Origin of the sequence: Achromobacter sp. B7, from assembly GCF_003600685.1 — a bacterium.
Taxonomy (GTDB): Bacteria; Pseudomonadota; Gammaproteobacteria; order Burkholderiales; family Burkholderiaceae_B; genus Achromobacter; species Achromobacter spanius_B.
The window spans coordinates 1,213,081-1,225,378 of record NZ_CP032084.1 but is presented as its reverse complement, the minus strand read 5'-3'; the positions used below and the strand labels follow the sequence as shown (position 1 = coordinate 1,225,378).

Genomic DNA, 12,298 nt, shown 5'->3' with positions numbered 1-12,298 from the left:
GTATCGGCGATCTGTATCGGTGATTCGTGGCCGCAATGCAGCGGCCCAGGCAAGGCTATCCGACCGAAGTCGGCGCGCCGGGCGGCAAGGCGGCGGGCGCCGCGTCGGGTTGCGAGTCACCAAACACCACCCGCCGGAAAAAACCGGCCAGCACCGCCTCGGTCATTTCCAGGCTCACGCCTTGCGGATCAAAGGCGTAGCTAAATTGCATGCCGTCCGACAGGGCCAGGAGCCCGATCGCCAATTGTTCGGCCGGCATGGGCAGCGGAGTGCCCACATGCGCGGAAAACTGACGGACGTATTCCGTGGTGGCCGCGCGCAATTCGCGCAGGCAATCGGTAAAACCCACACGGAAATCGGGGTCGCGCGCGGCCTGGAGCTTGCCTTCCATCCAGAGCAGGAAGCAATCGTTTTCGCGGTGGTGCGTGCTGTAGTACTGCACGACGCTGGCTTCCATCTGCTGGCGCGTTTCGCCTTCTTCGAAGATGGCCCGCATGTCGGCCATCACTTTTTCGTGATCGCGCCTGAGCAATTGCAGGAAAAGTTCGGTCTTGCTGCCGAAATTGGAATAGAAGGCGCCGCGCGTGTACCCCGCCAGTTCGGCGATGTCCTCGACGCTGGCGGCCACGAAGCCCTTGGTAAGGAATACCGATTGCGCAGCGTCCAGCAGACGCTGACGCGTCTGGTCTCTGCTCTGCTCTCGGGTTAAGCGCACTTTTGACATGGCGGGAGTTTAGCACCGGCCACGATTTCAAATACAGTCTTGTATCCGAATACATATGCGCATTAGAATTCAGCCCGTATCGAGTTTGACTCGCCGATGCCTTCCCCTTTTTCGCCCCTATCGCGCCGCGAGGTATTTCGTGAATTTTCCTGGCTCAAGCCCACAACCGTCGGCGCGCCCCCTTGCCGCAACCGTGACAACGCCCGCTCCGTCCCCATGGACTCGCCGCATCACGCTGCCCACGCTACTGGCGCTGGCGCTGGCCCTCTCGGCCTGCGGCCGCAAAGAAGAACCGGCCCCGGCGCCGCGTCCCGTGGTCGCCATGCCGACGCAGGCGGATGAGCGGCTGCCGGCGTGGACGCTGCCGGGCGAAGTGCAGGCGCGCTACAGCACGCCGCTTTCCTTCCGCGTAGGCGGCAAGATCATTGAGCGGCAGGTTCGGCTGGGCGACAGCGTCGTGCCCGGCCAGGTCGTCGCCAAGCTCGACCCGGCCGACGCCACCAAGAACGCCGCGGCCGCCAAGGCCCAGTTGTCGGCCGCTCAGCATCAACTGGACTACGCCCGCCAACAGTTGGACCGCGACCGCGCCCAAGCGCGCGAAAACCTCATCGCCGCCACCCAGCTGGAACAGACCCGCAACGCCTACGCCTCGGCCCTGGCCCAACGCGATCAGGCCGCCCAGCAGGCCGCGCTGTCGGCCGACCAGCTTAAGTACACGACGTTGCAGGCCGACCATGCGGGCGTCATCACCGCCGAACAGGCCGACACCGGGCAGAACGTGGCGGCCGGCACTCCCGTCTACCAGCTGGCCTGGGCGGGCGACATCGATGCCATTTGCGACGTGCCGGAAAGCGTACTGGCCGGTTTGACGATCGGCCAACGCGCCAACGTGACGCTGGGCCCGCTGCCCGGCCAGAACTTCACGGCCACGCTGCGCGAGATCGCGCCGGCCGCCGACCCGCAAAGCCGCACTTACCGCGTGAAGCTCACGCTGGAATCGCCGTCGCCGCAAGTGCGGCTGGGCATGACGGCCAACATCAGCTTCGACAATCACGGCGCGGCCGACCAGGCCACCTACACCGTGCCCGCCACCGCGCTATTCCATGACGGCAAGGACCCCGCCGTATGGATCGTCAAACCGAAGGAAGACACGCTGGAGCTGCGCCGCGTACAGGTGTTGCGCTTTGACGCGCGCACCGTAACGCTGACCGGCGGCGTGTCGGCGGGTGAACGCGTGGTCTGGCAAGGCGTGCACACCGTGACCGCCGGTGAAAAGGTGCGCCCCGTGGCGCCCCTGCACGCCGAGGACTTCGCATCATGAGCGCACCCGCCGAAGATCCCGGCCACGACCACAAAGAAGGCAAGTTCAACCTGTCGGCCTGGGCGCTGCGCCACCAGCCGCTGGTCATTTTCCTGATCACGCTGGTCACGCTGTTTGGCGTGCTGTCGTATTCCAAGCTGGCCCAGTCCGAAGACCCCCCCTTCACGTTCCGCGTGATGGTCATCAAGACCTTATGGCCGGGCGCGACCGCCAAGCAGGTGCAGGAACAAGTCACCGACCGCATCGGCAAGAAGCTACAGGAGACCGCCAACACGGACTTTCTCCGCAGCTATTCCCGCCCCGGTGAATCGCTGATCTTCTACACCATGAAAGACTCGGCGCCCGCCAACACGGTGGCCGACCAGTGGTATCAGGTGCGCAAGAAGGTCGGCGATATCCAGGCCACGTTGCCGCAAGGCGTGCAAGGCCCGTTCTTCAACGACGAATTCGGCGACGTCTATACCAACATCTACACGCTGCATGGCGACGGCTTTTCGCCCGCGCAACTGCACGATTACGCCGACAATCTGCGCACCGTGCTGCTGCGCGTGCCGGGCGTGGCCAAGGTCGATTACTTTGCCGACCAGGCTGAACACGTGTATGTCGAAATCTCCAATACACAGCTAAGCCGTCTGGGCGTGACGCCTCAGCAGATCGCGCAGGCCATCAACACGCAAAACGCGGTGTCCAGCGCCGGCACCCTGACCACGGCCGACGACCGCATCTTCGTGCGGCCGACGGGACAGTTCGAAAACAGCCGCGCGCTGGCCGACACGCTGATCCGCGTCAACGACAAGTCGATCCGCCTGGGCGACATCGCCACCATCCATCGCGGCTATGACGACCCGCCCACCGAGCAGATGCGCTTTAACGGCAAGCCCGTGCTGGGCATCGGCATCACCATGCAACCGGGCCAGGATGTGGTGCGCCTGGGCGAAGCCCTGGACAAGACCTTTGACAAGCTCAAGGCGCAATTGCCCGCCGGCCTGACGCTGACGGAAGTGTCCAGCATGCCGGACGCGGTATCGGATTCCGTTGACGAATTTCTGCGTTCGGTGGCAGAAGCGGTTGCCATCGTGCTGATCGTCAGCCTGGTGTCGCTGGGCCTGCGCACCGGCATGGTCGTCGTGATTTCGATCCCGGTGGTGCTGGCCATCACCGCGCTGTTCATGGACATGTTCGGCATCGGCCTGCACAAGGTGTCGCTGGGCACCTTGGTGCTGGCGCTGGGCCTGCTGGTGGACGATGCCATCATCGCCGTGGAAATGATGGCGGTGAAGCTGGAACAGGGCTGGAGCCGCGCGCGCGCCGCCGCCTTCGCCTACACCAGCACCGCGTTTCCCATGCTGACCGGCACGCTGGTCACCGTGGCCGGCTTTCTGCCGATCGCGCTGGCCAAGTCCAGCACCGGCGAATACACGCGGTCCATTTTCCAGGTGTCGGCCATTGCGCTGATCACTTCGTGGTTTGCCGCCGTGGTGCTGATTCCGCTTCTGGGCTATCGGCTGCTGCCCGAGCGCAAGCGCGAAGCCCATCAGCCGCACGACCACGAACACGATATCTACAACACCCGCTTCTATCAGCGTCTGCGCGGTTGGGTGGCGTGGTGCGTGGACCGCCGCTTCTGGGTGCTGGCGGGCACGGTGGTGATCTTCGTCGTGGCGATGGCGGGCTTCAAGCTTGTGCCCCAGCAGTTCTTTCCCAGCTCGGACCGTACCGAGCTGATGGTGGACGTGCGGCTGCAAGAGGGTGCGTCGTTCGCGGCCACGCTGCGCCAGGTCGAACGGTTGGAAAAAGCGCTGGAAGGCCGGCCCGAGATCGACCATTCGGTCAGCTTCGTGGGCACCGGCGCGCCGCGCTTCTACCTGCCGCTGGATCAGCAACTGCCCACGCCGAACTTCGGGCAGCTGGTCATCACCGCGCACTCCGTAGAAGAGCGCGAACAGCTGGCCCAGTGGCTTGAGCCCATGCTGCGTGAAAAATTCCCGGCCATACGAACGCGCCTGTCGCGCCTGGAAAACGGCCCGCCCGTCGGCTATCAGGTGCAGTTCCGCGTCAGTGGCGACAAGATCTCGGAAGTGCGCGCGGTGGCGGAAAAGGTCGCCGCCGAAGTGCGCGCCGACACGCGCTCGGTGAACGTGCAATTTGATTGGGACGAACCCTCGGAACGCTCGGTGCGATTCGACATCGACCAGCAAAAAGCGCGCGAGCTGGGTACCAGTGCCAGCGATGTGTCCGACTTTTTGGCGATGACGCTGTCGGGCTACACCGTGACCCAATACCGCGAACGCGACAAGCTGATCAATGTCAGCCTGCGCGCGCCGAAAGAAGAACGCGTGGACCCCGCCCGCATCGCCACGTTGGCCATGCCCACGCCCAATGGCCCCGTGCCCTTGGGCAGCCTGGGCCAGGTGCACTACGACCTGGAATACGGCGTCATCTGGGAACGCGACCGCCAGCCCACCATTACGGTGCAGGCGGATGTGACCAGCGGCGCGCAAGGCATCGACGTCACCCACGCCATCGACAAGAAGCTGGACGCCATCCGCGCGGACCTGCCGGTGGGCTACCGCATTGAAGTGGGCGGCCCGGTCGAGGAAAGCGGCAAGGGGCAATCGTCCATCAACGCGCAAATGCCGCTGATGGCGGTGGCGGTGCTGACGCTGTTGATGGTGCAGCTGCAAAGCTTCTCGCGCGTGCTGATGGTGGTGCTGACCGCGCCGCTGGGCCTGATCGGCGTGGTGGCGGCGTTGCTGCTGTTCGGCAAACCATTCGGCTTCGTGGCCATGCTGGGCGTCATTGCGATGTTCGGCATCATCATGCGCAACTCGGTGATTTTGGTGGACCAGATCGAGCAGGACATCCTGAACGGCCACAAGCGCGTGGACGCCATCGTCGGCGCCACCGCGCGGCGTTTCCGCCCCATCGTGCTGACCGCCGCCGCCGCCGTGCTGGCGTTGATTCCCCTGCTGCGCAGCAACTTCTTCGGCCCGATGGCCACGGCCTTGATGGGCGGCATTACCAGCGCCACGGTGCTGACGCTGTTCTTCCTGCCGGCCTTGTACGCGGCATGGTTCCGCGTGCGCCATGACGAGCGCGACGAGCCCGAAGGCGTGCCGCCCGGCGCCAACGCGGCCGATACGCTGCAACGAGGAGCCTGATGATGAAGCCCCATCCCACGCGTTATTCCAGGCTGCCGCTGGCGCGGACCTTGTTGCGGCCCTTGTTGCGGCCCTTGTTGCGGCCCCTGTTGCGGCCCATGTTGCCGGCTCTGTCGCTGGCCTTGAGCGCCTGCGCGTTCGCCCCGGACAGCAAGCCCCCGGCAACCGCCTCGCCCCCGCAATACGGCGTAGAAGCCCCGCCCCCGCAGGGCGCCACGGCCCAGGGCGTCGCACAGCAATTCGAACAGGGCGCGCGGCCCGTGCCCGAGTGGTGGAAGCGCTATGGTTCCGACGCGCTGAACGCCCTGGTGCAGGAAGGGCTGGCCAACAGCCCGAACCTTGCCGCCGCCGAACGCAACCTGGCTGGCGCGCGCGAACAACTGCGCGCGCAGGTCAATTCATCACTGCTGCCGTCGGTGGACGCGGGCGCAAGCGGCACGCGCAACCGCGCACTGACCATGCCCGATCTGCCCGAGTCCACGGCGCTCTACAACGTGTTCACCGGCCAGATCCAGGCCACTTACGACCTGGACCTGTTCGGCGCGGCGCGTTTCGCCAACGCGTCCCTGGCGGCGCAGGTTGAGCAGCAGGCGTTCCGGCTGGAATCGGCCCGGCGGTCGCTGGCCGGCAATATCGTCACCGGCGCCATCACATCGGCCTCGCTGGCCGAACGCGTGGCGCTGACCGAAAAGCAGGTGGTGCTGCTGCGGCAGGTGGCGCGCGATACGCAACGCCGCTACGAATTGGGCTCCGCTTCGCAAAACGATGCGCTGGACGCCGACCAGGACGCCGCCACGCTGGAAGCCTCGCTGCCTGGCCTGCGCGCGCAATGGCAGGCCACGCGCCACGCGCTGGCCGTGCTGTTGGGCCGCCGCCCGGACCAGGCGCCGGACGACCTGGCATTCAGCACGCTGGCCGTGCCGCCGCAGGTGCCGGTGGTAGTGCCGTCCGAGCTATTGGCGTCGCGCCCCGACATCCTGGTGGCGGACGCCGTGGTGCAGGCCGCGTCGGCCGACGTGGGCGTGGCCACCGCACAGCTGTTCCCCAGCCTGTCGTTGTCCGCGTCGATGGGCAAGGGCGGCTTCAGCTGGCCGGCCGCGCTGTCCGGCGCGGGGTCGATCTGGGCGATTGGCGCGTCCTTGACGCAGCCCATTTTCCACGGCGGCGCCTTGCTGGCCGAGCGCCGCGCCGCTAAAGAACGCTACGAAGCGGCGGTGCTGCAATACAAGCAAACGGTACTGACGGCGTTCCAGGACGTGGCCGACACCCTGGCGCGCCTGGACGCGGACGGGCAGGCACTGGCCTCGGCCGAGGCCTCGCGGCGCGCGGCCGAACAGTCTTACCGCAACACGGCCAGCCGCGTGCGCCTGGGTGCGCTGGCGCCCTATACCGAATACGCGGCCGAACAGCATTACGTGGCCGCGCGCCTGCGCGAACTGGAATACGCCAACGCCCGGCTGACGGAAACGGCGGCGCTGTTCCAGGCCATGGGGTCGCCCACCCGCGCGCCGGAGGTGGCTGCCGGCCAACTCTGAACTGCTTGCTGTTGAACGGACGACGCTGGCCCCCGCGATGGATTCGCGGGGGCTTTTTCATGCCGGTTCGCGCAAGCGTCCCTGCTGTGGCACTCGCTGTGGCACCCGCTGTGGCAAGCGCTGTGGCACCCGCTTTATCACCCCCTGTGGCAAGCGCTTTGGCAACCGTCGCGCCGTGGGGATCTTCGCCCGCATTGGGTAAACCCTGAGCAATATTGGCGCCAAAATAAGCTAACATTTTTGCAGCTTGCTTCCCTGCCTTTTTCCCCTTCCACCTCCCCGACCCCACGGCGCGCGGCGCCGCCTCCCCGTCCATGACCCAGATTTCCCAATTTCCTTTCGTATCGGTTTCCGGCACTCCCGAGGCCCGCGGCCGTTCCTACGGCCAGCAAGCTGCCGCGCGCGTGCGCAAAAGCGCCGCCATGTATGGCCAGACGCTGGTCGACCTGGGCTACGACGCCATGGCGCGCACCGAGCTGATCGCCCATTTCGCGCGCGAGATCGAAGCCTTTGCGCCGCACTATCTGGAAGAGATGCGCGGCATCGCCGCGGGCGCCGACGTGCCCTTCGAAGACATCGTGATGGTCAACGCACGCACGGAAGTGGTGGCCAAGGCGCGCGCCGAAAAGAAGAAGGCGGCCGAACTGGAACCCGGCGACGGCTGCACCGGCGCGTTGATCCTGCCCACGCGTTCGGCCAACGGCAACCTGATCCATGGGCAGAATTGGGACTGGCGCGCGGAATGCGCCGAGACGGCCATCGTGCTGCGCGTGCGCAGCGACAACGGCCCGGACATCCTGACGTTCGTCGAAGCCGGTGGCCTGGCCCGCAGCGGATTGAACAGCGCGGGCGTATCCATTACCGCCAACTATCTGGAGTCCGACCGCGACTTCCGCCAACTGGGCGTGCCGCTGTCGCTGATTCGTCGCAAGGTGCTGGAGCAGCAGCATTTCGCGCTGGCGATCAAGGCCGTGGCCACAACCGCCAAGTCCTGCTCGAACAACATCATGCTGGGCATGGCGGCTGGGTTTGGCGTGGACTACGAATGCACCACCGATGAAGCCTTCCCCATCTATCCGGGCAGCGACGACCTGATCGTGCACGCCAACCACTGGGTCAGCGAAGTGGCCTTGTCCAAGCTGCGCGACACCGGCCGCGCCAGCACGCCCGAAAGCGCGTACCGCGACTGGCGCGTACGCCGCCTGCTGAACGAGAAAACGGACTTGACGCGCGAGGACCTCAAGCGCGCGCTGTTCGATGATTTTGGCGCGCCCTATTCCGTGTGCCGTCCGCCGCGCCCCGGCAGCCACGACAATCTTTCCGCCACGGTCGCCATGGTGGTCATGGAGCCGGCCGTCGGCCTGATGGAAGTGGCGCCCCTGCCCGCGCTGAATCGTACGTTTACCCGCTATAGCCTGACCGCCGAACCCGAACTGCTGGCCGCGGCCTGATCTCTGGCGCGCTGGCGCAACCGAAGGAAGTTCCAATGAAAAACCCCAATCTTGGCGCCGCGGTTGCGCTGGCGCTTGCCGGGCTGTCCGGCGCCGCCGGCCCCGTCAGCGCGCAGCCCGCCCCGCCGCTGCGCATTTCGATGACCGCCGACATCCGTTCCACCGAACCCGGCGTCAACCGCGACAGCAACAGCGACGCGGTCGTCATGCACATTGTTGAAGGGCTGGTGGCCTATGGCGAAGACGCCGAGGTGCGCCCGCTGCTGGCCAAATCGGTGGACATCAGCCCCGACGGCAAGACCTACACATTTACCTTGCGCGATGGCGTGACGTTTCACAACGGCAAGCCGATGACATCGGCCGACGTGCTCTGGAGCTGGCAGCACTACACCGCCGCGAATTCCGGCTGGCGCTGCGCCAGCGAATTCGATGGGCGCGGCAGCGTCAAGGTCACCCGCGTCGAGGCGCCCGATGCGCGTACCGTCGTCTATCACCTGGACAAGCCCACCAGCCTGTTCCTGGCATCGCTGGCGCGCATCGACTGCGGCGGCACCGGCATACTTTCGCGAGATTCAGTGGGCGCGGACGGCGCCTGGATCAAACCCATCGGCACCGGCCCTTTCGAGCTGGCCGAATGGAAGCGCGGCGAATACATCCGCCTGACCAGGTTCGCCGGCTACGCCAACCTGGACGGCAAGCGCGACGGCTACACCGGGTCCAAGCGCCCCCTGGTGGACGAAGTGCGCTTCATGATCGTGCCCGACGACTCCACCGCCAAAGCCGCCTTGCAACGCGGCAATATCGACATCATTGAAGACGTCTCCAACAACGACGTGCCGGTGCTGCAAAACACGCCGAACGTGAAGGTGGCCTATGCGCCGGTGATGAGCATGACGGCGCTGTTGTTGCAGACCAAAGACCCCGTGCTGGCCAACCCCAAGTTACGCCTCGCGCTGGCCCATGCCATCGACTACAAGCAGCTGGCGGCCGCCGTTACCGAAGGCCTGGCGCAGCCCAACAATTCCATCGTGCCGCTGGTGTCGCCTTACTACGATGCCGCGCAAAAGCAGGGGTGGGACTACGATCCGGCGCGGGCGGCCAAGCTGTTGCAAGAGGCCGGCTACAAGGGGCAGCCGCTGACGATTCTGACCACCAAGCGCTATCCGCAGTCGTATAACTCGGCCGTGATCGTGCAGGCGATGCTGCAAGCCGTGGGCATCAATGCGCAGTTGTCCGTTGTTGAATGGGCCACGCAGCTGGACCGCTATAACGCGGGCACCTACCAGATGATGACGTTCCCGTATTCGGCGCGCCTGGATGCGGCGTTGAACTACGAGATGGTGACGGGCGACAAGGCCAAGCAGCCGCGCAAAGTGTGGGACAACGCTGACGCCCTGAAGCTGGTGGAAGCTGCCTCGGTGGATTCCGACCGGGCCAAGCGACAGGCTTCATTTGATCAGCTGCACAAGCTGTTCCTGGCCGATGTGCCCAGCATCCCGCTCTACAACGGGCTGGACATCGGCGCGTTTCGCAGCAACATCAAGGGCTACCAGCCTTGGGCGGTGAAAAAGCCGCGCGCGTGGGAAGTCGAACGCGTCGGGCCATAACGCTACGCACGGATGGGGCGGCGCAGCAAGGCCGTAGCGCCGCGCCGCCTGCCCGTTATCAGGGGCCTACGCCCTTAATGGGCGCCGGCCCCTGCCCCGCTTACTTGGCGCCGACCACCTTGGTCTCCCAGGCGCGCGGCTTGCCTTCCCATACCGAGAACCCCGCGACGCGCTTATTCGTTGCCCACGCGTCGGCGCCGTTATACAGCATCAGCATCGGCGTCTGTTCCAGCATCAGCGCATGCAGCTGATCGAACATCGCCTGCCGCTTGGCCGGGTCGGACTCCAGGAAACTTTCGTCGATCAACTTCTGCGCCGCCGGGTCATCCCAGACCTTGCGCGGCTGCTTGGTCTTGTCGCCCGAGAACTGCTCGAAGCTTAACGAGGGGTCCAACCGCGACGAAAACGAGAACGAGCTGATCTGGTATTTGCCGGTGTTGTAGCGGTCCAGCTGCGTCGCCCATTCCAGCACTTCGATCTTGGCGTTGATACCCACCGACTGCATCATCGCCTGCGCGATCACCGCCACCTGGTAGCTGGGCACGTGGGCGCGCTTGTTGGCATAGATCACCACCGGCTCGCCCTTGTAGCCCGCTTCTTTCAGCAGCTGCTGCGCCCGCGCCGGGTCGTACTTGTAGCCCTTCTTCTCGGCGTCCTTGTAGTAGGCCGAGCCCGCGTAGACCGCGGAATTGTTCAATTGGCCCAGCCCTTCCGACGCGGCCGCCACCACCTGCGGAATGTCCAGCGAAGCAGCAATCGCCTGCCGCATCTTCACGTTCTTGAGCACCGGGTCCTGCGTCTGGAACAACAACACATGCTTGACGGCGTCATGCGGGCTGAACACGGTCAGCGTCTTCACGCTTTTCAGTTCGCCGACGTCGGTGTTGGTGATCTGGCTGGCGTCAATGGCGCCGGACATCAGCCCGGCCTTGGACGTGGACGGGTCCGGCACCACCAGGAACTTCACCTCGTCCACCAGCGGGCGCTTCGATCCCACGTACCCATCCGGCTTCTCGCCCGAGGGCGACACGTAGTCCTTGAACGCGGTCAGCAGCGTGTATTCGCCGCGCTTCCATTCCTTGAACATGTACGGGCCGGTGCCGATCGGCTTGACCCACGAGCCGTCCGCCGCCACCGAGTCCCTGGAAATAATGGCGGTCATGCCGCAGTCCGTGCGCGCCAGGAAATCCAGGAACACCGCCGACTTGCGGTCCACCTTCATCACCACGGTCTTCGCATCCGGCGCGGTTACCTCGGTGACCTTCAGGCCATTGCGGCCGTCGAAGTCGCTGCGGCAGCGCCAGTCCGTCTTGGCATCCATGTAGCGCTGCCAGCTCCACAGCACATCCGCCGAGGTCAGCGGGGCGCCGTTATGGAATTTGACGCCGTCGCGCAATGTGAACGTATAGGTCAACCCGTCCGGCGACAAATCGACCGATTTGGCCAGCAATGGGCCAACGGTGCCGTCTTCGCGGTAGCCGACCAGCCCTTCAACAATATTGAGCACCACGCCGTCGGTCGTGTTGTCGCGGTTGACACCCGGATTAGTCGAGCGGATGTCGGCCGGTTGCGCGATGGTCAGCACGGCGGCGTGGACCGGAACGGCGGTGGCGGCAAGCGCCAGGGAGAGCGCAAGCGCTCTGGGTACGAAATGGTGATGCATGCAGAAGACTCCCCGGCGTGCGGCGCAGATGTCACGCGTATTTTTGGCGCCAAAATAATCTGCTAATTATGGCGGCTCTGGCTTGTGCCGCCATACGGGGTATCCCTGAAGCAAAGCCAAGGGCAAAAAAAAATGGCGGCCCCTTCGCAGGAAGGGCCGCCGCGATTCACGCCGCCGCAAGCAAACAGTTCAGCAGACAGCGATCAAGAAATATCCTGCCCGACGTGCTGCGAGATGATTTTCTGCAACCGCTTCACATCGCGCGCTTCCAGCGCATCCACCATGTCGAAGTGTTCACGCGCCGAGATTTCGATGCGCGATCGCGTCACCCATTCCTTGGCCGGCGCAGCGGGGCCGCGCGCCCGCGTGTCCTGGATCAACGCGGCCAGTTCGCGGTTGCGGCACATGTCGTACATGGCCGCGTGAAACGCCAGGTTGACCTCGTACTGTTCCAACAAGGTGCCGTCTTGCAGCAGCTTGGCGAAACGTTCGGCCAGCGTGCGCAGCGCGCGCACCTTGGCGGCGGTGACGTTCGGCATCAAGTCCGCGGCCGCGCCGCTTTCCAGCAGGATGCGGATATCGCGGATCTGGTGATGCACGTCCGGGTCCATCGCGTAGACGTGATAGCCCCGGTTCGGGATGTGCGCAATCAGCCGCTTGGCGGCCAATTGGTCCAGCGCCCGCCGCACGTCCAAACGCTTGGCGTCATAGCGCTCTTGCAGGTCGATCTGTTTCAACCAGGCGCCAGGACCATACACGCCCGACTGAATATCATGGGCAATACGGTCGACCAGGCCGGGTTGCGTCGCTGCCGTTTTCGGCATGGACCACTCCCG

At 65.2% G+C, this 12,298-nt stretch carries 8 protein-coding genes; 5 read left to right on the top strand and 3 right to left on the bottom strand.

Annotated features, from left to right (window positions below):
* Positions 1 to 55: 55 nt before the first annotated feature.
* Positions 56 to 724, bottom strand: coding sequence for a TetR/AcrR family transcriptional regulator (locus tag DVB37_RS05500; RefSeq protein WP_046802525.1), 669 nt, complete (start codon positions 722 to 724; stop codon positions 56 to 58).
* 193 nt (positions 725 to 917) lie between these two features.
* Here DVB37_RS05500 and DVB37_RS05495 point away from each other — a divergent pair, with 193 nt between their 5' ends.
* The 5 genes from DVB37_RS05495 to DVB37_RS05475 all read left to right on the top strand — a co-directional run bounded on the left by DVB37_RS05495 (position 918) and on the right by DVB37_RS05475 (position 9,799).
* Positions 918 to 2,045: an efflux RND transporter periplasmic adaptor subunit gene (locus DVB37_RS05495; protein WP_162941163.1), complete on the top strand. Its 1,128-nt coding sequence runs from the start codon at positions 918 to 920 to the stop codon at positions 2,043 to 2,045.
* The gene (locus DVB37_RS05490; protein WP_120154205.1) at positions 2,042 to 5,206 is read left to right on the top strand and encodes an efflux RND transporter permease subunit; all 3,165 of its coding nucleotides are present in this window, start codon (positions 2,042 to 2,044) and stop codon (positions 5,204 to 5,206) included. The genes DVB37_RS05495 and DVB37_RS05490 overlap by 4 nt, the downstream gene beginning before the upstream one ends.
* Before the next feature lie 98 nt (positions 5,207 to 5,304).
* The gene (locus DVB37_RS05485) at positions 5,305 to 6,741 is read left to right on the top strand and encodes an efflux transporter outer membrane subunit (RefSeq protein WP_120157396.1); all 1,437 of its coding nucleotides are present in this window, start codon (positions 5,305 to 5,307) and stop codon (positions 6,739 to 6,741) included.
* 314 nt (positions 6,742 to 7,055) lie between these two features.
* Positions 7,056 to 8,192 carry a C45 family peptidase gene (locus DVB37_RS05480; RefSeq protein WP_120154203.1) on the top strand — a complete coding sequence of 379 codons (1,137 nt, stop codon included), beginning with the start codon at positions 7,056 to 7,058 and terminating at the stop codon, positions 8,190 to 8,192.
* Positions 8,193 to 8,227: 35 nt separating this feature from the next.
* On the top strand, positions 8,228 to 9,799 hold the full coding sequence (locus DVB37_RS05475; RefSeq protein WP_120154201.1) for an ABC transporter substrate-binding protein: 1,572 nt from the start codon (positions 8,228 to 8,230) through the stop codon (positions 9,797 to 9,799).
* Positions 9,800 to 9,899: 100 nt separating this feature from the next.
* Here the strand turns inward: DVB37_RS05475 and DVB37_RS05470 are convergent, their stop codons facing one another.
* Positions 9,900 to 11,462, bottom strand: coding sequence for an ABC transporter substrate-binding protein (locus tag DVB37_RS05470; RefSeq protein WP_120154199.1), 1,563 nt, complete (start codon positions 11,460 to 11,462; stop codon positions 9,900 to 9,902).
* Positions 11,463 to 11,665: 203 nt separating this feature from the next.
* Positions 11,666 to 12,286 carry a GntR family transcriptional regulator gene (locus tag DVB37_RS05465; RefSeq protein WP_104142941.1) on the bottom strand — a complete coding sequence of 207 codons (621 nt, stop codon included), beginning with the start codon at positions 12,284 to 12,286 and terminating at the stop codon, positions 11,666 to 11,668.
* Positions 12,287 to 12,298 lie beyond the last annotated feature (12 nt).

Excerpts from the sequence above, each read along its gene's own strand:
- DVB37_RS05500 (WP_046802525.1), bottom strand. The coding sequence starts at position 724 with ATGTCAAAAGTGCGCTTAACCCGAGAGCAGAGCAGAGACCAGACGCGT.
- DVB37_RS05490 (WP_120154205.1), top strand. The coding sequence starts at position 2,042 with ATGAGCGCACCCGCCGAAGATCCCGGCCACGACCACAAAGAAGGCAAG.
- DVB37_RS05485 (WP_120157396.1), top strand. The coding sequence starts at position 5,305 with ATGTTGCCGGCTCTGTCGCTGGCCTTGAGCGCCTGCGCGTTCGCCCCG.
- DVB37_RS05480 (WP_120154203.1), top strand. The coding sequence starts at position 7,056 with ATGACCCAGATTTCCCAATTTCCTTTCGTATCGGTTTCCGGCACTCCC.
- DVB37_RS05475 (WP_120154201.1), top strand. The coding sequence starts at position 8,228 with ATGAAAAACCCCAATCTTGGCGCCGCGGTTGCGCTGGCGCTTGCCGGG.
- DVB37_RS05470 (WP_120154199.1), bottom strand. The coding sequence starts at position 11,462 with ATGCATCACCATTTCGTACCCAGAGCGCTTGCGCTCTCCCTGGCGCTT.
- DVB37_RS05465 (WP_104142941.1), bottom strand. The coding sequence starts at position 12,286 with ATGCCGAAAACGGCAGCGACGCAACCCGGCCTGGTCGACCGTATTGCC.